18 protein-coding genes and 1 pseudogene are annotated in these 24,468 nt (G+C 42.9%); 17 read left to right on the top strand and 2 right to left on the bottom strand.

Annotated features, from left to right (window positions below; translation table 11 throughout):
• The first annotated feature begins 802 nt into the window (after positions 1 to 802).
• Positions 803 to 2,068, top strand: coding sequence for a tyrosine-type recombinase/integrase (locus tag AS194_RS09175; protein ID WP_058025211.1), 1,266 nt, complete (start codon positions 803 to 805; stop codon positions 2,066 to 2,068).
• A 41-nt stretch (positions 2,069 to 2,109) separates the two neighbouring features.
• On the opposite strand, the gene AS194_RS09170 is transcribed toward AS194_RS09175, so the two are convergent.
• Positions 2,110 to 2,784 carry a helix-turn-helix domain-containing protein gene (locus AS194_RS09170; protein ID WP_227511622.1) on the bottom strand — a complete coding sequence of 225 codons (675 nt, stop codon included), beginning with the start codon at positions 2,782 to 2,784 and terminating at the stop codon, positions 2,110 to 2,112.
• Between the two features lie 357 nt (positions 2,785 to 3,141).
• Here AS194_RS09170 and AS194_RS09165 point away from each other — a divergent pair, with 357 nt between their 5' ends.
• The 6 genes from AS194_RS09165 to ppc all read left to right on the top strand — a co-directional run bounded on the left by AS194_RS09165 (position 3,142) and on the right by ppc (position 12,439).
• Complete coding sequence (locus AS194_RS09165; RefSeq protein WP_057760213.1) at positions 3,142 to 4,131, top strand: proline racemase family protein; 990 nt, start codon at positions 3,142 to 3,144, stop codon at positions 4,129 to 4,131.
• Between the two features lie 69 nt (positions 4,132 to 4,200).
• Positions 4,201 to 5,463, top strand: a complete 1,263-nt coding sequence (locus tag AS194_RS09160; protein WP_057760211.1) for an NAD(P)/FAD-dependent oxidoreductase — start codon at positions 4,201 to 4,203, stop codon at positions 5,461 to 5,463.
• A gap of 100 nt (positions 5,464 to 5,563) precedes the next feature.
• A complete protein-coding gene (dapA, locus tag AS194_RS09155) occupies positions 5,564 to 6,427 on the top strand; it encodes a 4-hydroxy-tetrahydrodipicolinate synthase (protein WP_057760209.1) in 864 nt (287 codons plus the stop codon).
• Positions 6,428 to 6,479: 52 nt separating this feature from the next.
• Positions 6,480 to 7,967 (top strand): aldehyde dehydrogenase, encoded by a 1,488-nt coding sequence (locus AS194_RS09150; protein WP_058025210.1) that lies wholly within the window; start codon positions 6,480 to 6,482, stop codon positions 7,965 to 7,967.
• Between the two features lie 67 nt (positions 7,968 to 8,034).
• Positions 8,035 to 9,492, top strand: coding sequence for an alanine/glycine:cation symporter family protein (locus AS194_RS09145; protein ID WP_058025209.1), 1,458 nt, complete (start codon positions 8,035 to 8,037; stop codon positions 9,490 to 9,492).
• A 160-nt stretch (positions 9,493 to 9,652) separates the two neighbouring features.
• On the top strand, positions 9,653 to 12,439 hold the full coding sequence (ppc, locus tag AS194_RS09140; RefSeq protein WP_058025208.1) for a phosphoenolpyruvate carboxylase: 2,787 nt from the start codon (positions 9,653 to 9,655) through the stop codon (positions 12,437 to 12,439).
• A gap of 184 nt (positions 12,440 to 12,623) precedes the next feature.
• Here the strand turns inward: ppc and AS194_RS09135 are convergent, their stop codons facing one another.
• A complete protein-coding gene (locus tag AS194_RS09135) occupies positions 12,624 to 13,586 on the bottom strand; it encodes a hypothetical protein (protein WP_058025207.1) in 963 nt (320 codons plus the stop codon).
• A 246-nt stretch (positions 13,587 to 13,832) separates the two neighbouring features.
• On the opposite strand from AS194_RS09135, the gene AS194_RS09130 reads away from it, so the two are divergent.
• The 10 genes and pseudogenes from AS194_RS09130 to AS194_RS09085 form a co-directional block, all read left to right on the top strand.
• Complete coding sequence (locus AS194_RS09130) at positions 13,833 to 14,846, top strand: LysR family transcriptional regulator (protein ID WP_058025206.1); 1,014 nt, start codon at positions 13,833 to 13,835, stop codon at positions 14,844 to 14,846.
• Positions 14,847 to 15,162: 316 nt separating this feature from the next.
• Positions 15,163 to 16,449: an NRAMP family divalent metal transporter gene (locus tag AS194_RS09125; RefSeq protein ID WP_058025205.1), complete on the top strand. Its 1,287-nt coding sequence runs from the start codon at positions 15,163 to 15,165 to the stop codon at positions 16,447 to 16,449.
• Between the two features lie 359 nt (positions 16,450 to 16,808).
• Entirely contained in the window at positions 16,809 to 17,702 is an 894-nt protein-coding gene (prpB, locus tag AS194_RS09120) for a methylisocitrate lyase (RefSeq protein ID WP_058025204.1), read from the top strand.
• Between the two features lie 61 nt (positions 17,703 to 17,763).
• Positions 17,764 to 18,891 carry a 2-methylcitrate synthase gene (prpC, locus tag AS194_RS09115; RefSeq protein WP_058025203.1) on the top strand — a complete coding sequence of 376 codons (1,128 nt, stop codon included), beginning with the start codon at positions 17,764 to 17,766 and terminating at the stop codon, positions 18,889 to 18,891.
• A 77-nt stretch (positions 18,892 to 18,968) separates the two neighbouring features.
• Positions 18,969 to 19,583: a hypothetical protein gene (locus AS194_RS09110; protein WP_058025202.1), complete on the top strand. Its 615-nt coding sequence runs from the start codon at positions 18,969 to 18,971 to the stop codon at positions 19,581 to 19,583.
• Positions 19,584 to 19,681: 98 nt separating this feature from the next.
• Positions 19,682 to 22,315: a Fe/S-dependent 2-methylisocitrate dehydratase AcnD gene (gene acnD, locus AS194_RS09105; protein ID WP_058025212.1), complete on the top strand. Its 2,634-nt coding sequence runs from the start codon at positions 19,682 to 19,684 to the stop codon at positions 22,313 to 22,315.
• A 227-nt stretch (positions 22,316 to 22,542) separates the two neighbouring features.
• Positions 22,543 to 22,791 (top strand): annotated as a pseudogene (locus AS194_RS09100) (type II toxin-antitoxin system Phd/YefM family antitoxin); the annotation flags it as partial.
• Between the two features lie 113 nt (positions 22,792 to 22,904).
• Positions 22,905 to 23,165: a Txe/YoeB family addiction module toxin gene (locus tag AS194_RS09095; protein ID WP_058025200.1), complete on the top strand. Its 261-nt coding sequence runs from the start codon at positions 22,905 to 22,907 to the stop codon at positions 23,163 to 23,165.
• A 115-nt stretch (positions 23,166 to 23,280) separates the two neighbouring features.
• Positions 23,281 to 23,766 (top strand): hypothetical protein, encoded by a 486-nt coding sequence (locus AS194_RS09090; RefSeq protein ID WP_058025199.1) that lies wholly within the window; start codon positions 23,281 to 23,283, stop codon positions 23,764 to 23,766.
• Between the two features lie 66 nt (positions 23,767 to 23,832).
• Positions 23,833 to 24,468 (top strand): hypothetical protein (locus AS194_RS09085; RefSeq protein ID WP_058025198.1); only part of this gene is annotated, 636 nt, incomplete at its 3' end.

Below are 24,468 nucleotides of genomic sequence, written 5' to 3'. Positions count from 1 at the left end.
AGTCTCCGACAATCCCGGGGCGGTTCATTATGTTAGGTTTAACGATTAACTATAGCAATAAATATAAGCTTGTCAGAAATGATCAGAATAAGTCAGCAGTCTCGTCTTAAGGCCTTAGATATCTATCTAGACTTTCATTAAAGAATTACTCTGAACCAAATTTCTAAACCTCATTTCCAAAATACAGTAACCTTATTTCCATCTGTTTACCCTTCCATATTTTTCCTGTAAAAATCAGCTAGTGTTGGCTTAAGAGAATCTTATACTTCTAGAAAAATTAGCTATAACAGCTTTTGTCTTCTATCTTTAAATAACTTCTCAGGCTGATACGTGACCTAGCGATAATTTTTAATATAACTGAGTATTCGATATATATTACTCGTTAAATTGACCTCTCTCAAATTTGCACAGAACAGTACTATGACCCTGATTTTTATATTCTGTGCGAGTACAGGAGCATGTGTTTTATGGAAAATATTTTCAACTCCTTACCAAATCAATCATGATCACCATAATTGTATTTAATTATGTATCGAAATAACTGGTAAAAATGCCATGTAACCCTTTCAGCGTATAGCCTACTCACTATTTGGTCACTATGCTATAATTATCCCCAAGTGAACCTTGGGGATAATTTAGTGTTAAAACCATTATTCTATAAGGATTTACTAATAATATTAACGAATACCAGTGTCCATGACAGTGTCCAATACTCCTATGTTTTTCTACAGAATAGACTTTTTATAAGACATCAATCATAAACCTATCATCAACCTTAATTATCATATGACGGATATACATTATGGCTATCGACACTGCAAACGATATCAACAAGCTCGAATGCCGAGACAAAGATTATTCTGTCAGTATCTCAGGTGTGGCTGGTCTAAGTCTTCGTATTTACCCAAATGGCAAAAAGGAATACTACTTACGTTATTCCCATCCGCATATCGAGGGTAAACGACCTAGGATGATGCTGGGTAAGATTGAGGATGTCAGTCTCCATGAGGTTAAGTATAAAGCAGACACCATTCTTGATATGGTTGCCAAAGGCTCTGACCCTAAAGCTATTCAGCAAAAAGAACAAACCAATAAATATACTCACCTAAAAAATGCACCATTTTCTGAAATTGCTCAAGCATGGCGAGAACACAAAACAGCAGGTCGCAATCAAAGTAAATCTAAAAAACCGTCATACAGTGAGTCAACCCTCAAGTTCTGGGATTTATGTTTAGGATATATGTGCCAAGAAATTGGTGATTTAAGAATGGACGATATCACCAGTGAGATGATACTGAGTGTGTGTGAGTCTATCCAAAACAATGAAAATCAAGCAACTTTCGTTGGTGCAAGCACTCGTCTGTATACTGAAAAAGTCTTTTCATTCGCTGTTGCTCGAGGATTATGTGATAGAAATGTGGCGATTGATACCCGTGGTGAGCTTGCACCTGCCAATTCAGGCAATCACTTGCCAGCCATCACCAAACCAGATCAATTTGCGACTCTCTTAAAGGATATGTCCAATTTTAAAGGCGCAAGCAAAATCACACTAGAAGCTATGAACTTATTACCTTACGTGTTTGTACGTAGTATCGATCTGCGCTCGATGCGTTGGGATGATATCGATTGGGATAATAATACATGGGCGTTCTCCCCGACTAAAGGCGAAGGTCGTGATGACATGGTCTCGCACTTAGTTGTCCCTTTAGCCACACAAGTAGTTGCACGTTTAAGAAACATTCAGTCAATTACAGGGCATAAAGAGCATGTATTTGCGTCGATGCGCGGTTCAAGCAATGCTTATATCAGTAAAGCGACGTTGGTACAGATATTCCACCGGCTTGGATACAAAGATGTGCAGTGTGCGCATGGATTTCGAGCATCCGCTAAAACTTTGCTCATGGAACAGCCTGAGCTACGCTATTCTGACATCGTCACAGAGTTACAGCTAGGCCATCGAATCAAAGACACACATGGTGGGGCTTACAACAGACTTGATGAAATCGACACTAGGGTACAGATGATGCAAGATTGGGCAGATTATATAGATGAGCTTCGGAGTCGTTAGAGATTATTTTAGAGTCAAAAACCATATTTTTTTGCTTTTATTTATGGCTCTTTGAAATGTATTTTACGGAAGTTCATAGGAGATATGCCAGTAAACTGCTTAAACTGTCGACTAAAGGCACTATGATCACCATATCCACAGTTTAAGGAGACCTGAGTTACTGTTAGCTTATGATTCGCTAATAGTCGAATGGCATGCTCTAGACGCATTTTTTGTACAAACTGAATGGGTGACATATTCAGTACTGCCTTAAATGTACGCTCCAATTGCGATTGACTAAGATTTGCCAATTTCGCCAATTGACCCATATTAATTTTTTGATCAAGATTGTCTCGTACGTATTGATCTACGCTTGCCAATCGAGCGTGTTTGCGTAATATCCGCTCGTTATCTTCATCAATATCTACTGATATACCTACCATCGCTACAATATGATTTTCTACATCATAGACAGGGATTTTTTGCGTGATACACCATCCCAGCTGTCCTGATGCATAGCTATGAAGTTCTAGTTTATCAACAATTTCCCTACCTTCCCTTAACACTCTCAGATCCTGGTTGAGATAATCCTTGCCTTGAGACTTCAAAAATACTTGCTCTGTAGTCAGTCCTATTAGTGCTTTTTTGTTCTTAAGCCCGCTACGTCTAATGAGCGTTTTACTGACTAATCGATAGCATGCTTGGTCATCTTTAACAAAAAAAACCACATTTTTCATAGTATCAAACAGAGGCATCAATAACGATATATTGCCAACAAACTCATCAAAATTGGCTGGTTGATAAGTCTGTAGGTGTTTTGACAGTTGTTTTGTAGGTGCTTCTAATACTAACGGCCGCATCGGTATATTCCCATATAGCATCTCAAGCTTATCGTTGAGCTTTTCAATTATTTTAGGGTACTACACTATATTTATACTCCTAAATGTCTTTATAACCTGTGCAGAAATGCGCATTTATTCATATAAAAACATCAAGACTGCTTTTCTGAAAAACGTCATTCTATATTTACGCCTTGTTCATTTATGAATAACGCTAACAGTATATTAACTCACGGATGAATCAGGTAGGCAGTCATGTTTGATACGCTTTTCACTCTTAAAATTATTGATTCGCATACTGGCGGTGAACCTACTCGTATGGTGTATGAAGGATTTCCTGAGCTTAGTGGGCAATCTATTCAAGAAAAACTTCAAGACTTCAAACAGAATTTCGATCATTTACGTCAAAGTATTATCCTAGAACCCCGTGGTAATGACGTGCTTGTCGGAGCGCTTTTGTGCCCGCCTTCCGATCCTCGTGCCACGGCTGGCGTAATCTTCTTTAATAATCATGGCTATTTAGGTATGTGTGGCCATGGCACTATCGGCGTTATTGCATCTCTAGCTTATCAACAAAAAATAACCGCTGGTGATCACTATCTAGAAACAAGCGTAGGCCTAGTTAAAGCAACCTTGCATGATGATGGTAGTTGTAGCGTCCAGAATGTCCCCTCTTATCGCTACCAAAAACAGGTAGAAGTTCAAGTACCTGATATCGGTCCTATCTATGGAGATATCGCTTGGGGTGGTAATTGGTTTTTCTTAGTCAACGATCATAAGCAAGCTATTGACGCCAGTAATGTTAAGGCGCTTACTCAATTTAGCATACAGATTAAGGAAGCACTTCATAAGTCTGGAATTATGGGTGCTAACAATGGCGAAATTGATCATATAGAACTGTTTGGCAAGAGCGATCTCGCCGGCACTAACAGCAAAAACTTCGTATTATGCCCTGGATCTGCCTACGATCGCTCTCCTTGTGGTACTGGAACCAGTGCCAAATTGGCTTGCTTAGCCGCAGACAATGTACTCGCACCTGGTGAGACTTGGTATCAACAAAGCATCATTGGCAGTGTCTTTAGTGCCAGCTATCAGCCTATTGATGTACTTAGTAATCATAGCCCTCTTCATAACCACCCTATCAATACTATTATCCCCACGATCCGAGGGTACGCCTACGTATGTGCAGAAACCTCTCTCATCGTTCAAGACAGCGATCCGTTCAAATGGGGTATTTCTTTATAAATACCAGTTTGTATGGCTGCTAAGAAGTAACCAATCACTGCTCAGTAAGGTCAAAAAAGCGAGACTCTCATGGACACACAAGTGTTTGATATACATATCATCGGTGGTGGCATTATTGGGCTATGTGCTGCGGTTACCCTACAGTCTCGTGGGGTAAAAGTTGCAATTTTGGAAGCAGATAAAATCGCTCGCGGTGCAACTTATGGCAACGCAGGTCACATTGCCACTGAACAGGTTTTTCCTATTGCTGATGCCAGTATCTTACGACATATTCCTGCCATGCTACTCAACCCTGAAGGGCCTCTACGGATAGATTGGCGTTACCTTCCACGCTTAGCACCATGGGCGTTTCAGCTATTACTTAATATGCGTACCGAACCATTTTCACGCAGTCACCAAGCGCTTTTGGCATTAAATGCACACAGCCTTCAAGCTTGGCAAGATTTTGCCAAAGAGTGGCGATTACATTCTTGGGTACAAATACAAGGATCTGTATTAACCGCAGAGACGCCCAACAGTCTAAAGGTTCTGACTGAACACGGTCAACGTTTAAACAGTTTAGGGGTTTCTAACAACCTACTCTCACAATCAGCACTGACAGATCTTGAGCCTGCATTAAAAGATAATCAACTGGGTGCTTTGTTTTTTCCAAAGACAGGTCATATCACCAATATAGAAGCCATTACCCATAAATTAAGCACTATTTTTAGATCGCTTGGTGGTCAAATTTATGAAAATTGCCGTGTTCTGAGCGCGGAAGTAATAACTGATGGTATGCGTCTGACGACGACACAAAAGCAGCTTTATGCCAGCAAAATTATGCTCGCAGCAGGAGCTCATTCCAAAGCCTTAGCAAAACAGCTAACAGGCATCTCAGTACCAATGGATACAGAGCGTGGCTATCACCTGATGCTTCCTAATGAAAGTCAGCGTCTCAACATCCCTATTTCTAGCATGGATCGCCGCTTTATTATGACACCAATGGAAAAAGGACTGCGCTTGGCTGGCACTGTTGAGTATGCAGGACTTGAGGCGCCAGCAAACATGAACCGTGCGAATATGCTGTTGAAACAAGCTCAAGCAATGCTAAACACCCCACTAGATAGTGACAGCAATACGCAATGGATGGGGTTCAGGCCCTCTACAGCAGACTCGCTACCCATCATAGATAGACGTAATTCAGTCTTTTTAAACTTTGGTCATCAGCATCTAGGTCTGACCCAAGCTGTCGTAAGCGCACAGATGATCGCAGCTTTGTATTTTGGCGATACTGCCATGGTAGATCCTACTGCCTATCGTCTAAACCGCTTCAAACGTAAGTCTTTTAAATAATAATCGAACATTTCATCTCTATGACAACTCATAGAACCAACAACGTCGCTAACAGCTCATGGCTTACTAACGGCTTTTACTTCCAAATAAGGATATTTATATGAACATTCATGGCGTTTTAGTCCCTATCGTTACTCCTTTCGATGTTAATGGCGATATCGATACTCAAAAGTTAACCGAACTGGTCAATGTATTCATAGAAAAAGGCGTTACTGGAATCGTAGCTTGCGGTACAACGGGTGAATATTACACGTTCTCGCCTGCAGAGCGTGAACTGGTTTTGACCACTATCGCTGACGCTGCCAAAGGCAAAGTCACTCTGATTGCAGGTATCAACAGTTTATCGACCAATCATTCTATCGAACTTGCTCACCAAGCCAAAAACTTGGGCTACGACGGCTTAATGTTATCAGCCAATCCGTATAGCCTACCAGACCAAGACGGTATTATTGCGAATTTTGAAACCGTCGCTGATGCCACTGACCTACCTATCATTATGTACAATTTTCCAGCACGCGTCGGTGTAAGCATTGAGTTTGAAACCGTCGCGCATTTATCCAAACATCCCAATATTGTAGGTGTCAAAGAAAGCAGCGGCGATTTTAGCCATGCATTACGTATGCTACAGGCTGATTTTGAAAACTTTGAAGTGGTTTGTGGTTGTGACGACCAACCAGTAGATTTCTTCTTTTGGGGTGCTAAGAGCTGGATCGCTGGTGCGGCTAACGTATTTCCAGCAGAACAAGTCGCATTGTTTGCAGCCACACAAAAAGGCGATTGGAACCGTGCTAAAGAGCTGATGACAGCCATGTATCCTGCTATCCACTCTATGGAGTCTGGAAACTATAACCAAAAAGCCAAAGCAGGCTGCATTAACGGGAGCATCAATGTTGGGTCAGTACGACTACCTTTGACTGATATGTCAAAAGAAGAGACTCAGTCATTTTTAGCACTTCTGTCTTGATACATCGCACCATTCTTATCGTTCCTACCATTATATAGAAAAGGACAATCTAATGAGTATGACCACAGCGCAAGTCTTTGAACTCGCCAGCAACCAACAGCTTTGGGCAGGCCATTTAATAGATACTACAGTACCAGTATCCGAGACAACACTCCCTAACTACAGCCCTATTGATAATACCTGTATAGGTAGCATTGCTAATGGGAGTCAGCAAGATGTTAATACGGCGGTAACGGCAGCCCGAGACGCTTTTGAACATGGTGAGTGGAGACGGATGTCTCCTGCAGAGCGCAAAGCTATTATGCAGCGTTGGTGTCAGTTAATGCATGATCATATGGATGAGTTAGCTGCCTTAGATTGCGTCGATGCAGGCAAGCCTATTACTGAATGCCTCAACACTGACCTGCCCGCTACGATTGAAACTTTTGAATGGTACGCCGAAACAGCTGATAAAGTTTTTGGCAAGGTTGCTCCTACTGGCGCAGATGCACTAGGCCTTGTGGTACAAGAGCCTATTGGTGTAGTGGGTGCAGTACTACCATGGAATTTCCCAGCGCAAATGTATGCATGGAAAGTTGCACCCGCATTAATAACTGGCAACTCAGTCATTGTTAAACCTGCTGAATTGACCTCGCTCTCAGCATATCGATTAACACAATTGGCGTACGAGGCTGGCGTGCCAAAAGCGGCGTTACAGTTAGTCTGTGGGCTTGGTGAAGAAGTAGGTGCGGCACTCGGTCAGCATATGGATGTTGATATGGTTTCTTTTACAGGATCAACCGAAGTCGGTCGACTGTTTCTACAGTACTCTGCACAAAGCAACCTCAAGGAAGTGGTCTTAGAGTGTGGTGGCAAAAGCCCTCAAATCGTCTTTGCAGATGCCATTATCAACGAACAAACCATCGAGCATATTTTATCCGCTGCGTTTTGGAATATGAGCGAAAACTGTAGCTGTGGTTCACGCCTACTTGTCCATTCTAGCCAAAAAGAAGTGTTGTTAACGCTATTAAAAGAAGGTCTTCAGTCTTGGAAGGTTGGTCATCCTTACGACCCCGAGGTCGCTATTGGGCCAATGATCGAAAAAGCGCATTTTGATAAAGTAGTATCACACCTTAATACTGCCAAAACGGAGGGTGCTCGTTTGATCGCAGGTGGACGTATCCACGATGAACTCGGTAGTGGCTGGTATATCGAGCCTACCATCTTTGATAATGTCAGCCCGGATATGACGCTGTTTAAAGAGGAGGTCTTTGGTCCGCTTTTAGCTGTCACTAGTTTTGAAACCGAAGAGGAAGCTATTCAGCTCGCCAATCAGAGCAATTATGGGCTTGCCGCTTCCTTTTATACACAAAACATCCATCGCGCATTCCGCGTGGCATCCGCTATTAAAGCTGGTACCGTCTCGATTAATGGTTTTTCTGAGGGCGATATTACGACACCTTTTGGTGGTTATAAACAATCTGGCTTCGGCGGTCGTGACAATGGCTTAGAGGCGTTGTCCCAGTATACCCAAACCAAAACTATCTGGTTGGTGAACTAAAAACTGACATTGTCCGCTATCCACGCCCAAGTCAGCATAACCAAAAACATTACAAGGAAGTAAAGTTATGGAAAATATCATCAATACTATCGTCGGGTATATTTGGAGTGACGCCTTAGTCTATCTTGCGTTAGGTGTCGGCATATATTTTACGATTATGACTCGTGCTGTACAAATCCGTTATTTCAAAGAAATGATTAGGCTGTTGTTCGACAAACAAAGTTCATCAGCAGGGATTAGCTCCTTCCAAGCTTTCTGTATGGCGCTATCAGGACGTATTGGTGTGGGTAATATCGCTGGGGTTGCAACAGCCATTGCAGCAGGCGGCCCTGGAGCGGTATTTTGGATGATTGTCATGGGCGTGCTAGGCGGTGCTAGCGCTTTTATTGAGTCTACCTTAGCGCAGGTATACAAACATAAGGTCGGTGATCAATATCGTGGCGGCTCCCCGTTCTATATTGAAAGAGGATTGAAGCTAAAACCTTTTGCTATCATCGTCGCTATCGTGACCTGTCTATCTTACGGCGTGTTAGTGCCTGGTGTTCAGGCCAATACCATTGCGGACTCTTTTAATACAGCATTTAATATACCGCCTGTTGTAACAGGAATTATCCTTGTCGTACTCTTAGGTATCATTATATTTGGCGGTGTGAAGCGTATTGCTAATTTTGCAGGAAAAGTCGTACCTGTCATGGCAATTGGTTATATCCTCATGATGGTAATTGTATTGGCATTTAACGCTCAAAATATCCCTGCAATGTTTGCTCTTATCTTTAAGAGCGCTTTTGGCATGGATGCAGTGTTTGGTGGTATGGTTGGAACTGCTATCTCTTGGGGCGTACGCCGTGCTGTTTTCTCAAACGTTGCGGGTGCTGGCGAGGCGACCTTTAGCTCAGCGGCAGCCGAAGTATCACATCCTGCTAAACAAGGCTTAGTGCAAAGCTTCTCTATCTACATCGATACGGTGCTTGTCTGTACTGCAACAGCGTTGATGATTCTATCAACTGGCATGTATAACGTGGTGACCCCTGAAGGTATAACCCTAGTTGATAATATGCCGGGTATTGAAGCTGGCACGGCATTTACCCAAGCGGCTGTATCTACTGTCTTCAACCAGTATGGAAGTGGTTTTGTTGCGATCGCTATCTTTTTATTCGCCTTCACCTGCTTGGTTGCTTATTACTATATTGCCGAAACTACGTTGGTCTATTTGGACAATAAACTGCGCTACCCTATTCTCAAACATGTACTCAAACTGGTCTTTTTAATCGTTTGTTTCACTGGTAGTGTTCAGTCAATCGGTATGATGTGGGCGTTAGGTGATATAGGGTTTGGCAGTATGTGCTACTTGAATTTCATTGCCATTTTACTGCTAAGTAAAGTTGCTCTAAAAGTTCTAAAAGACTACGACGAGCAGATGAAATTAGGTATAAACCCTGTCTTTGATCCTAGAAAGGCTGGAGTAGATAATGCGGACTTTTGGATAGAATATAGCAATGAGCATGGTCATAAAAAATCGCTCTAATAGTAGTGCATCAGAGGTCTACTAATATCTACTAGTAAAAAAGTTGCTATCAACATCAAGCAAGTCTCACCTATTTATGTTAAATTGCAAAAAACCATAAGGATATTACATATAAGATAAACATAGTATTGTATCCACTCATTTGATAGGAAGGTTGAAGATGACACTAGATAACAACGTACTACGTAAACGCACCAGCTTGTTGGGTTCATTATTAGGTGATGCTATTTCTCGCCAATCTGGTGAGCAGACGCTAGATACGATTGAGAAGCTGCGCAAAGGCTTTATTCAACAGCGCCGTGAGCCGAATGAGGCGCATAAACAGCAGCTTATCGATTTTATTGCTTCTTTGGATAATCAAACCTTAAAAAACGTCATACGCGGCTTTTCTATTTATTTTTTCCTAGCCAATCTAAGCGAAGAGAATTACTTGCGTGAGCAGCGTCATGCACAGCGTATGCAGTCTGAGCAAAGCTGGGAAGGGTCATTTCGTCGTACCTTACTTGAGTGTCGTGAGCGCAATATCGAGCCCGCTCAAATGCAAGAGCTGATTGATCAGCTAAAATTTACACCTGTATTTACGGCGCATCCTACCGAAGCGCGTCGCCGTACAACGATGAATATCTTACAAAGTCTATTCGCGCATAGCGACGCTTTAAACAACGTGTCTGAAAACAGCTTCGCCTACGAGCAAGCAAAAGAACAAACGGCGCAAACAATTGATCTATTATGGTCTTCTGATGAAGTGCGCACCCGTAAGCCGTTGGTATATGATGAGATTAACAATGGCTTGCATTACTTTAATGCCAGTTTGTTCAATGCCATTCCTAAAGTGTATCGTAATATTAAAAAAGCCATTGTCGATATCTATCCAGAGCTCACAGACTATCCACTGCCTGCCTTTATGAGCTTTGGTTCATGGATTGGTGGTGATAGAGATGGCAATCCTTTTGTGACTTTTGAGACCACAGAACTTGCCGTATTGATGCATGCAGATACTGTGCTGCGTCACTATCAAGTGCTACTCAAAAAACTGCGCCGACAGCTGATTCATAGTGACACTATTGTCACCATCTCACCTGACGTATATGCCAAAATCAAAAGTTATGATGAGCTCGATCAGCGTGTGTTTGACTATAACCTCGATGACTATGGCAATGAGCCATATCGTCGCCTGCTCTCTATCATCCTGACTAAAGTCAAAGCCACCAATCGCCGCATCCAAAGCAAAGGCACTGACATTGAGGCTGAAAAAGATGCCTATGCCAATCCAGAAGAATTACTAGAAGACCTACGCATTATTCGTCACAGTGTCAATACACACGATACGGCACACTCAAAAGGATTACTGCTAGATGTGATTCGTTTGGTCAAAACTTGCGGCTTTCATTTGGCAGCGCTCGATATTCGTCAAGAGTCGTCATACCATGGCGAAGTGATTGCCGATATCTTTGCTAGTGCCTCCAACCTACCTGATTATCAGACGTTAAGCGAAACCGAACGTCAAGAGTGGTTGACGCGCTTGCTAGAAAAACCAGGCACGCCGCTTATCTATACTGATAACCTGACAGACAAAACGCGTGAACAATTGTCACTGATGAATTCGGTCGCTACTCTACGCAAACTGGTGGGACAGGCTACTTTTGGTAGCTATGTTATCTCGATGACCAATAATGCTAGCCAGCTACTAGAAGTATTGCTGCTCATGCGGTTTGCAGGCTTATGCAGAATTGATGACAAAGGCCAGTTGTCTGCTGATTTGCCAGTTGCACCATTGTTTGAAACCATCGAAGATCTCAAAAATATCGATAAAATCTTGCCTGCCGTGTTAGACAATCCACTGTATCGTGGACTGCTACAGAACACGGACAACACGCAAGAGATTATGCTAGGTTATTCAGACTCATCAAAAGACGGCGGCATTATCACCTCTGCTTGGCAGCTTTATAGTGCACAGCAAACTATTAATAACATTGCTGAGCAATATGGTATAAAAACACGTTTATTCCATGGTCGTGGCGGTTCTGTGAGCCGTGGTGGTGGATCAACGCACAAAGCCATTGCTGCACAGCCAGCTGGCACGCTACATGGTCAGATTAAGGTAACTGAGCAAGGCGAAGTGCTTTATGCTAAGTATGCCAATACGGACACCGCTGTGTTTGAGCTGACCATGGCGATCACGGGTACACTAAAAGCCTGCTCTACACGGTTTGTGGTACAACCGACTGAGTTGCCAGAGTATGAATCCTTGTTTGCACGCTTAGCGGACGCAGGCGAACAGCGTTATCGAGAGCTGACCGATCATACCGAAGGGTTTTATAAGTTCTACTCCGAGGTCACCCCTGTTCAAGAAATCTCGTTATTAAACATTGGCTCACGTCCAGCCCACCGTAAAAAGGGTCTACCAAGTAAGACCACCTTACGAGCGATTCCTTGGGTATTTGGCTGGTCGTTAGCACGCTTTACCCTACCTGCTTGGTATGGCGTTGGTAGTGCTCTGCATAGTGTCAGAGACAACGAGATTTTGATGAAAGAGATGAATGCGCGCTGGCCATTTTTTAGTGTCTTTATCAGTAATATTGAGATGGCTTTCACCAAATCTGAGATGAATATTGCACAAGCATATAGCCAGTTGTGTGATGACGAGGCGCTACGCGAACAGATCATGAGTGAGGTGCTCGATGAGCATGAGCTGACTTCTTCCGGTCTGAATTCTTTGCTAGATCAAGAAACGCTTTTATCTGGTCAGCGAAACCTTGCAGCATCTCTGCAGTGGCGAGACGCTTATCTAGACCCGATTAACTATATACAGATTGAGCTGTTGAAGCGTGCTAGACAACAAAATGAAGATACGACAGATAACAATAAATATGGCGATCTCAATGTAGAAGACCCATTAATCCGTAGTATTAACGCACTGGCAGCGGGTTTACGTAATACGGGGTAAGAGCCGATACGACTGACCAACCAACGAGAATATTCTGATAGATTGCTACTGTCATAGTTATTTCAGTGTGCTTGCCAGCAAGATGGTGATAAAAAAATGTACCGTCGCCCATTATTTTTCCGTGGCACGGTACAAGGTACTATATGTCTCTGCTTTAATTAAAATGCGCCTAAACCTAACTATTCTAATCGTTAGTCTCACGATACAACGTGGTTTGTGACTCTTGCCTAAAGTCTTCATAGGTAATGGTAGCATCACTCTCTGGAGCTGGAGAGGGTTCTATAGGCTCAACTTCAGCTGCGGGCACGTTTTGTTCGCTATTGTCTGCATTAATCGATTGTGCTGACACTAACGGCTCCTCGACCGTATTGGCGTCATTAGGTAATGGATCGTCATCGCTATTCACTACAGGTTCGGCGCCGACCACTGGCGTGCTAGTGGTAGCCGCAGGCGCTGTCCCATTTAAGCCACTATCATTGCTAACAGTAGTATCAGAAATAGAAGTCGATAAAAATCCCGTAAAAATAAGGGTAAGTACGACAATAGCAATAAGTAGTGAACCAAAAATCATACCAATAATGAGAGGTTTTTTACTACTGACCACTGTCTTTTGTGGTTTTATAGCATCCCTATGATCTGGTTTCAATGGGTTGGATTTAGTATCTGAAGGGTCATCGATCGTTGTGTTAGATAAAGGCATCGCTTGATCGAGAACGACAGAAGATGGCTTTTTTTCTTCATTATTCTTACTTAAATCACTATTTAAGTTATGGTCAACACTAGCATAATTATCCATTCGTGTATCTGACACCTTATTTTGTGTCGATGCATTTTGACCTGAAAAATCAAAAGTAGCGTTTGTTGTGCCGATGTCGGCAAACTCTAATCTTGGCTCTTTATCGTTATTTTCATCTTCGAATAGTTGCAACTCTTCTACGCTTAGAGGCTCAAAAGCAGGTAACTTACTGGCCGTTTTTAAGGATGTTGAATCATCATTATCATTTTGGGTATCATTTTCAGCGCTTTGGACTCGACTGATAAAACGTTCGTAAATATTGTTTTTGACACGCTTACGCGATTTTTTATGAACGAGTTGAGACAACTCTTCGTCAAAATCAGTACCGATGTCTTTTTTTTCGTCGTTCATAAAATAAAACCAAGCCAGTTTATGCTACTGACAATAAATGACTGATAAAATGAAGTTGTAATTTTTATTGCTAAAATGTAACAGCATCACTAGTCCCCAATATAGTTGCTCACACCCCTATCTTCAAGCACAATTTATTTTAGGTCGCTAATATTTGCACAGCTCGTCTTAAGTTAAGTAATGAGGTAGAAGCTTATTAAAAACGGCTTGTATAGAGACAACATATACCATAACAGGCTTAATAACATGGATTTAAAACAGCTCAATGCATTTATTGCTGTCGCGAATTTGCGCAGCTTTAGTGCAGCCGCAGAAAAGACAGGACTGTCACAGCCAAGTTTGAGCCGCCTGCTGAAACAGCTTGAGACCGATATGGATGTCGTGCTTATCGATCGTTACCACAGGCCATTACATCTGACTGAAGCGGGCAAATTTTTTTACGATAAGATAAGCACCATACTGACAGAAATCGAGACCGTCACGAGTATGACCCAGCGTTTATCAGCGCCAAGTAGTGCGCTAAACATCGGCTTTGTGCCGTCAGTATTATATGGATTACTCCCTGAAATCATCGCCATGCTCAAGCAGTCCAATTCTGATATAGAGGTCAACCTCAAAGATATCAGCTCTTATCAGCAAATGGAGGCACTCAAATCTGGTGAGATTGATATCGGTTTTGGGCGTTTTGCCCATCAAGATCCATGGATTCAACAAATATTACTGCGTCATGAGCGCTACGTGGTGGCCTTACCAAAGTCGCATCCTCTTGCCCATGTAAAGGAGCAGCGTTTGATAGATTTAGCAAATAATCGCTTGATTTTATACCATCAAACGCATTTGCCGATTGCCACCACACTACCAACATCAGAGTCCATCAAAGCAAAGCAGGAAGCTAATACAAAAACCAGACGTGTCATCAATGAAAAATCTGCACTTAGCGAGCCGATTACGGAGCCGTTGTTACATTTGTTTGCACAATACGGTATCTCACCCTTTGTGACCACCACGGTGAGTGACTTGCAAGTAGCTCTAGGCTTAGTCGCTGCGGGCGAAGGTATCACGCTTGTACCTGCCAGCTTAACCACAGTACGTACAGAACAAATCAGCTATCAGCGTTTGGTACACGAAAACGTCACCTCTCCTATTTATTTGCATACTCTCAAAGATTTTGTGCATCCAAGTATCTCTGAGTTATTGAATGCTATCTATCAGGTCTATGAAGAACGAGGCATCACCTACCGGCGACAAAAATTTGTGTAACGTCCTTAAATGACCAGATATTGCGTGGATATTGTGTTATAAAGAAATGCCAAAAATAATCTGCCCTAATACTTGATATTATCAGATTAATATGCTAACCAAAAAGAATGGCAATGCAAACAAATAGTAATAACTATCACTGTTAATAAATAGAATAATCATTCTCCTGAATCGTATTGGTGTGCTAAAGTCGATACAAGATTAATCGTTTTATAAAAAAGCACGTATAAACATGTCTAAAGCGGTTGTCTAGTGATCACTGGCAAACTGACACAGGTAAGTGATGTTTTGCCGTTTTAACCATTTCGAGGTATTCATGTCCACACAACCACTCAACAATCCAAGTACCACTGACGATATCGTTACTGAGCAACAAGAAGGCTTTAGTTGGCGTATCTTTGGCCCAGGTATTTTGATGGCGACCGCTGCAATCGGTGGCTCGCATCTGATTTCATCGACGCAGGCTGGTGCTATATATGGCTGGCAGTTGGCGATTATGATTGTTTTAGCCAACGTGTTTAAATATCCGTTTTTTCGCTTTGCAACCGACTATGTTTACGATACGGGCGAGAGCTTGATTGCAGGCTACGCCAAGCGCTCAAAGGTGTATCTTTGGGTATATTTTATCCTCTCTATCTTATCAGCGGTCATCAGTACGGGTGCGGTCTCGCTAATTGCAGCGGTGATTTTAGGCTTTATGCTACCCGCCTCTCTTGAGTTATCGACGATGGTGCTGTCTATGCTCATCGTAGCCGTCTCTTGGTTCTTTTTGATAGCCGGTCATTATAAATTGCTCGATGGCGTGACTAAATGGATTATGATTGCTTTGACGGCAGCTACCGTTGCCGCAGTCATGATTGCCGCTGGCAAGCCCACGGTTATGGCAGCAGATTTTATTGCTGTGTCTCCTTGGAACCTAGCGACACTCGGTTTCATCGTCGCACTCATGGGCTGGATGCCAGCACCGCTTGAGTTTGCCGCGATTACTTCTATGTGGACCTCTGCCAAAGTCAAAGCCGATCACACCACGCACAAGCAAGGCTTGCTCGACTTTAATGTCGGTTATGCCGTTTCAGCGATTCTAGCCTTGTTTTTCTTATCGCTTGGTGTGTTTGTCCAGTATGGTTCAGGACAAGAGATTGAGTTGGTCGGCGGTGCTTATATCAACCAGTTAATCAATATGTATACGGCAACTATCGGTGAATGGTCACGATTGCTGGTAGCGTTCGTCGCTTTCATGTGTATGTTTGGCACCACGATTACTTGTGCCGACGGCTACGGCCGTGCCAATGCTGAGTGCTGGCGGCTGCTAAAAGGCGAAAGCGAAATCAATAAAAAGCAAATCGCTTTTTGGACGACATACGCTATCGGTGGCGGGCTTGTGATTATTACGTTCTTCACGGGACAATTGGGCGCGATGCTTAAGTTTGCCATGATATCCGCGTTTGTCTCTGCGCCTATCTTTGGCTGGTTAAACTATTCACTGGTCAAAAACCATAAAAAACTGTCCGCAGGTATGAACGCTCTGTCTATCGCAGGCTTGGTATTCTTGGCAGGATTTGCCTTATTGTTCTTAGCCAATTTGGCAGGTTTATTTGCTTAAACTTAGTCTTTTTTAAGCTCATGATAAATGAAGCCCTAATAGCTCAGCTGTTAGGGCTTTTTGATAGGAACAGGACAATTTGTAGAGCAATATGCCTATTGTAATTGTAACTAAATGTAAATTATAAAGCCTCTTAATATTTGAATATTTGGGTAATATGAATACTTATCATAGCGAAGTATTGAAAAATACATAATGCTATTTGTTTTATGAATAATATTAAATTAACTACAATTAATCATTAAATATAATAAACAATAATCTACAAGCTAACCTTTGCAGACGTGGATAATTGGGTATAATCAGTGACAACAATAAGATTATTTTCTATCCATACAAGCTCATGAAAGGATACTCACATGACCTCACTCTCAGCAGGTGCACGCTTTCGCAGTGCGCTTAAACAAAAAAATGATAATAACCAGCCACTACAAATTGCAGGCGCGATCAATGCCTACACCGCGATGATGGCGACCCAAGTCGGTCACCAAGCGCTGTATCTCTCTGGTGGCGGTGTGGCAAACGCGTCATTTGGTTTGCCTGACTTGGGCATGACCAGCCTTGATAACGTGCTAGAAGACGCTCGCCGTATTACGGATGCAGTCGATACCCCGCTACTTGTCGATATTGATACCGGCTTTGGCGGTGCGTTCAACATTGCTCAAACCATCAGAAAAATGGAAAAGGCAGGCGTGGCAGCCGTCCATATCGAAGACCAAGTCGCGCAAAAGCGCTGTGGTCACCGTCCTAACAAAGAAATCGTCAGTATCTCAGAAATGGTTGATCGCCTAAAAGCGGCATTGGATGCGAAAACGGATTCTGATTTTGTGGTGATGGCTCGTACTGATGCGTTATCAGTCGAGGGCTTAGACGCTGCTGTTGAACGTGCCGTTGCCTTTGCCGAAGCAGGTGCAGACATGATCTTTGCAGAAGCGCTGACGGATATTGAGATGTATCGTAAATTTACCGATGTACTCGACATTCCCATCCTCGCCAACATGACCGAGTTTGGTCAGACCGATCTGTATACCACTGACCAGCTGTACGGTGTGGGCGTCGATATGGTGCTCTACCCACTATCCGCTTTCCGCGCCATGAATAAAGCGGCACTGAATGTCTATCAACATCTATTAGATGACGGCACGCAAGAAAAAGTCGTCGATACCATGCAGACGCGCATGGAGCTTTATGATTTCTTAAACTATCACGAGTTTGAGCAAACCTTAGATAAGCTGTTTGCGGACAATAAATAATCATAATAAGCAGTATTTTCACTTAACAATATAAAAAGCTACCAACAAAAGGAATGTAAACATGGCAGCACAGAAAGAACTTTCAGGCGCAGGTCTACGTGGACAAGTCGCTGGTAAAACCTCTCTATCTACCGTTGGCAAATCAGGCTCTGGTCTGACCTATCGCGGTTATGATGTATCAGAGCTGGCAGATAAATGTATTTTTGAAGAAGTGGCTTATTTGCTGTTATACGGCAACTTGCCTACTCAAAGCGAGCTTGATGCCTATCAAGCCAAACTCAAAAGCTTACGCGGCCTACCACAAGCATTAAAAGACGTGCTTGAACGTATCCCAAGCGATACGCATCCAATGGATGTGCTACGTACAGGCTGCTCGATGCTGGGCAACCTTGAGACCGAAACGGATTTCGCTGAGCAAAACGATAAAACCGACCGTATGCTGGCAGCTTTCCCATCGATCATCAATTATTGGTATCGTTTTAGCCATGACAATGTGCGTATCGAGACTGACACGGATGATGCCACGATTGGCGGTCATTTCTTGCATCTGCTTAAAGGCGAAAAGCCAAACGAGCTGCACGAAAAAGTCATGAACGTGTCGCTTATCTTGTATGCAGAGCATGAGTTTAACGCATCAACCTTTACTGCGCGCGTGTGTGCGTCTACTTTATCTGACATCCATTCTTGTATCACTGGCGCAATCGGTTCACTACGTGGTCCATTGCATGGCGGCGCGAATGAAGCGGCGATGGATATGATTGAGGGCTTTAGTTCAGCTGATGAAGCCGAGACAGAGATGATGGCCATGCTGGCACGTAAAGATAAAATCATGGGCTTTGGTCATGCCATCTATAGCGAATCAGATCCACGTAACGTCGTCATCAAACAGTGGTCTGAAAAACTGGCTGCTGATGTTGGTGACGAGGTGCTCTACCCTGTATCTGTGCGTGTTGAAGACGTGATGTGGCGCGAGAAAAAATTGTTTGCCAATGCTGATTTTTTCCATGCATCAGCCTATCACTTCATGGGTATCCCAACCAAACTCTTCACCCCTATCTTTGTCTGTTCACGCTTAACTGGCTGGGCCGCTCATGTATTTGAGCAACGTGCCAATAACCGTATCATTCGCCCAAGTGCCGAATATACGGGTGAAGAGCTGCGCCCTGTACCAGATATGAGCGCGCGTTAATTTTTTTGAGATAGAAGCTATGTAGAGTGTAACGATTTGATGCACTCTACCATTACTTTTAAAGCATTTGAAATACTATGATATTTAACGGCACTTTCGATATCAAATCGGCATTAAAAAATGAACCACTTTTTTATATTTGGGAATCTTGTGCCAATAAAAGTACAGATTTTAGGAAAAATTTCACAGACGAACTTGAAAAAGAGCTTTATATAGATCATCCATTATATGGGCTTGAAGTCGATATTATTGCACGGCACGCAAGTGATGACTGTTTGTTTAAGATTACTCATTCAAACCAAGTCTGTGTTGTACATTTAACTTGGAAGCAGGCTACGGAAATCTCTCCTTACCCATTAACACAAATATATGAAAGCTTAGATGATTGGTATGAAACAGACTATATCCCCGATTTTTTTGACATATTAGGTGTGCCAAGTGATTTGAGCTTTTTTGAACAAAATGTGATTGGTTATGCCATTGGCTTGATTGGCAATAAGGACTTTGAAAACTATCTATATACGCTAGAGCGCACCGCCTGCCAATTAACAGAAGATGAATATCTGACTTTCATTGCTTTAGATTTCAATAATAAATTCGAAGTGCTAATCGCATTTAATCAATGGTTTAGAAAAAAATTTAACGATGCCAGATATGATCTATTAGAAATGAACAAAAGGTTCAACAAGTAACTATAAACTGAATATCTATCTTATTTTTAATAACAACATTTGTATTCCAACCAGCCAACCGCCAAAGGTGACTTATGGACAACGCCCTAGTACAACCAATGAACGATGAATTCAAAAAACCACTTCCCGGTACTGACCTTTATTATTTTGACACCCGCGAAGCTGTCGAGCGTATCGAGGAAGGTGCTTATGACAAGCTACCATTCTGCTCAAAAGTATTGTGTGAAAACTTAGTGCGCCGTTGCCCACCAGAAGAGCTGACCGATGCGCTAAAACAGCATATCGAAGGCAAGCAAGATCTTGATTTTCCTTGGTACCCTGCCCGCGTGGTATGTCATGATATCTTGGGTCAGACAGCTTTTGTTGATTTGGCAGGTTTGCGTGATGCTATCGCTGAGCAAGGCGGTGATCCGTCCAAGGTAAACCCTATCGTGCCCACTCAGCTTATTGTTGACCATTCATTGGCGGTTGAGCACGCAGGCTTTGAAGAAGACGCATTTGAGAAAAACCGTGCGATTGAAGAGCGCCGCAACGATGACCGTTTTCACTTTATTAACTGGTGCCAATATGCCTTTGACAATGTCAACGTCGTACCACCGGGTAACGGTATCATGCATCAGATTAACCTAGAGAAAATGTCACCTGTCGTACAAGTCGTACATAATAAAGCCGGTGAGGAAGTCGCGTTTGCCGATACGCTAGTTGGTACTGATAGCCATACGCCGATGGTTGATGCACTAGGTGTGATCTCAATCGGTGTTGGCGGTCTAGAAGCCGAAAGCGTGATGCTAGGTAACCCATCATATATGCGCCTGCCTGATTACGTTGGTGTTAAGCTCACTGGCAAGTTGCAAAAAGGCATCACTGGTACGGATCTCGTACTGGCGATGACTGAGTTCTTACGCGACGCAGGTGTGGTCTCTACTTATATCGAATTCTTCGGTGACGGTGCACGCCAGCTAAGTGTCGGTGACCGCGCCTCTATCTCAAACATGACGCCTGAATATGGCGCAACTGCTGCGATGTTCTATATCGATGAGCAAACCATTGACTATCTGCGTCTGACTGGTCGCTCTGAGGAGCAGATTAAACTGGTTGAACAATACGCCAAGCAAACGGGTCTATGGGCTGACGGCATGGAAAAAGCCGAATACGCACGCGTCCTTGAGTTTGATTTGTCATCAGTTGGTCGTAATATGGCAGGCCCATCGCGTCCCCATGCGCGTGTATCTACCGATGATTTGGTGGCCAAAGGCATCGCCCACGCTCCTGATCAAAAGCTACCAGAGCCAAAAGATGGACTCATGCCAGATGGCGCCGTGATTATCGCAGCGATTACCAGCTGTACCAATACTTCAAACCCACGCAACATGGTGGCAGCAGGCCTTGTCGCTCGTAACGCCAATGCCAAAGGCTTGCTGCGTAAACCGTGGGTCAAATCGTCCCTAGCGCCTGGCTCCAAAACCGTAAAAATGTATTTAGAAGAAGCCGGCCTGATGCCAGAGCTACAAGAAATCGGCTTTGACGTGGTAGGCTTTGCCTGTACGACATGTAACGGTATGAGCGGCGCGCTTGACCCTGACATCGAGCAAGAAATCATCGATAATGATTTATTTACCACGGCAGTGCTATCTGGCAACCGTAACTTCGACGGTCGTATCCATCCGTATGCCAAGCAAGCATTTTTGGCATCGCCGCCACTGGTTATCGCTTATGCTATCGCTGGTAACATTCGCTTTGATATCGAAAAAGACTCATTGGGTAAAGATCAAGACGGCAATGATGTGTATCTAAAAGACATCTGGTTTGATGATGAAGAAGTAGATGCCATTGTTGCTGCTGCCGTGAAGCCTGAGCAATTCAATGCCGTATATATCCCAATGTTTGATGAAGCCAAAAAAGACACAGGTAAGGCATTAAGCCCATTGTACGACTGGCGTGAAATGACCACGTATATTCGCCGTCCGCCGTATTGGGAAGGTCAAATGGCAGCGATGAACAAACTAAAAGGTATGCGTCCGCTTGCCGTATTAGGTGATAACATCACAACCGATCATATGTCACCATCAAATGCTATTCTTGGCTCATCTGCCGCTGGCGAGTATTTGGACACTATGGGCTTGCCTGCCGAAGACTATAACTCATACGCGACCCATCGCGGCGACCATTTAACCGCGCAACGTGCGACCTTTGCCAACCCTAAGCTATTGAATGAGATGGTACGAGATGAAGATGGCGAAGTTATCCAAGGCTCACTGGCACGCGTTGAGCCAGAAGGTCAAGTCATGCGCATGTGGGAAGCGATTGAAACCTACATGAACCGTGAGCAGCCGCTGATTATCATCGCAGGTGATGGCTATGGTCAAGGCTCAAGCCGTGACTGGGCGGCCAAAGGCGTCCGTCTCGCTGGTGTGGAAGCCGTTGTCGCTGAAGACTTTGAGCGTATTCATCGTCAAAACTTAGTGGGCATGGGAGCGCTACCTTTACAGTTCGAAGAAGGTACGACTCGCCATACGCTAAATATCGATGGCACGGAAACCTTTGATGTCACAGGTGAAGTCTCGGCTGGCGGGTTGATGACTCTAGTAATCCATCGTACCGATGGTAGTACCACTGAGACGCCTATTATCTGCCGCTTAGATACGGCTGATGAAGTAAAAATGTACAACGCTGGCGGTATGCTACAACGCTTTGCCAAAGAGTTTATCGAAGGTATGCTGGATATTGTCTAGGGCTATCCTTAGGTTTTAGTGTGATAAGCAATAAAGAATAAAAGTTGCCGATGTTGTATAACCTTATATGACGTCGGCTTTTATTTGCTTTTGCGTTCTATACACTGAGTTTTGTTACTTACTCCTAAGTACTAGATAGCAGCTAAATATTGAATTTGCTTAACCAATGGCGTAATATGTACCATATATTGTACAATTAATGAAGCGTATTATGAAAGGAGTAAACCATGAGAGTCGTTAGTTTTTCAGAAGCCAGAAAGCACCTAAAGTCTGTCCTAGATACGGTAAACGATGATGCCAATGCCACTATCGTAACCCGCCGTGACGCTGATGATGCCGTTGTGATGTCACTTGATTACTACAATAGCCTGATGGAAACCGTCTATCTGCTAAAATCTCCTGCCAATGCGGCGCACTTAGCGGACTCTATTGCCCAATATAAAGCTGGCAAGACCGTGACGCGTGAGTTAATTGATACGGCAGAAAATAGTGATAAAGGTGATGGTAGCAGCGATGACAATGAGCACACGGATAGCGATATTGAGAGTGCTTGAACTCAAATGCTTTAATCAATCCAAAGGGTCTAACAATGAGTGAACAACTAGCATGGACAGACGCTGCGTGGAAAGACTACCTGTACTGGCAAACGCAAGACAAAAAAACACTTAAGCGTATTAATAAACTTATCACTGAATGTAAGCGTAATCCGTTTGAAGGGATTGGTAAACCTGAACCTTTAAAAGAAAACCTATCTGGATTTTGGTCAAGACGCATCGATGACGCCAATCGATTGGTATATGCCGTCGATGGTAACTATCTGACTATTATCTCTTGTCGCTATCATTATTAACCAAGCAAATAGCCTTATAGATAACGCATTTTTCTCCTTATACTTTACTCAACATTTATCAATATTTTATGCATAATAACGCTTATATTTATTATTACTATTTGTTGAGAAATTTATGGGCTGGTTCAAACTATTCATTGCAGTGATCGTATTATATTTGGGTCAAAGCTATTATTTACTGTCATCAGATCATGTCGAGCAATTCTTAGCGCATAATAATGCGCTTGCTATGAACGATCCTGTTGCTGCTTGTGACAATTATAGTGGTGATGTGACAGTAATGATTAATCATAATACGCCTCAAGGTACATGGAAAGTCGAGGGCGGTAAGGATGAGCTATGCGGCTATATGAAACAATCCCAAGCCGCGTTGGTCGTGACGCAAGCCAGTACTTCAGGGTATTTTGAAAACATGGAAGTGACTACAAGCTTCCCTTGGCAAAGCGCCCGCGCCAGTTATGATGAAATCAGTAATGTCAGAATGGGCGCATTGGGTTCAATCAGCAGCAAAACCCATGAAATATTGAGTATAAAAAAAACACTAACGGGGCTTGAGATCGTATCTGTCAATTCTACTGGTGGGGCGAATATAGCTAGATAGTAAAAGCGTTTATTGATGCAACGTTTATATCTTTTTATAGCTCACCTGACAAAAAGGCTGTTAACTATGTCGTATTGCTATATTCCAGAAGACAATTTATCGCTTATCTTAAGAATCGCTGCTAACAATTGTGATTTTCTTACTTTCAGTGATTGGGAGTCAAAAACGATTGCTGACCTTTTATATCAGAGCTTAATAGTTGAACTTTTCAAGTACGATAGTGTCAGTTTCTTAACGTTAGACCATATTTCTTCCCCCTACCAATGGCTCTTTTATTATCAGCAGTTTGCTAATGCTTGTCGTATCATACAAACAATGCCTGAAACCATTGACTTAAGCACTTTGGAATACCTTAATTCTGCTGGTTGGAGTAAAAGCGTAAAAACTGTCCGCTTAAAAAAAGATGCTGTATTGGCTTTAAACGAACTGGCTAAATTAGCAACATTCCCTGAGCTAGACAAAGAATGGTTGAAATTATTTGAAACTATTAAAGGACAAAATATCCATATTATGGAGACCAATAATGCCATGAATCAGAAAAGCATAGGGCTTAATATGAAAAACAAGTCCTTATTCTACTCAAATGCTGAAACTGCAAACTGGTATGATATTTTGTCTGTAACACTTTATAGCAATAGTTTTTCAACAGACTTTATAGAATCTGTTGAAAAATTGAATGTTCAAGAAACTAGCCCGCTCATT

Origin of the sequence: Psychrobacter piscatorii, from assembly GCF_001444505.1 — a bacterium.
GTDB classification, from domain to species: domain Bacteria; phylum Pseudomonadota; class Gammaproteobacteria; order Pseudomonadales; family Moraxellaceae; genus Psychrobacter; species Psychrobacter piscatorii_B.
This window is presented reverse-complemented; position numbering and strand designations above follow the sequence as displayed.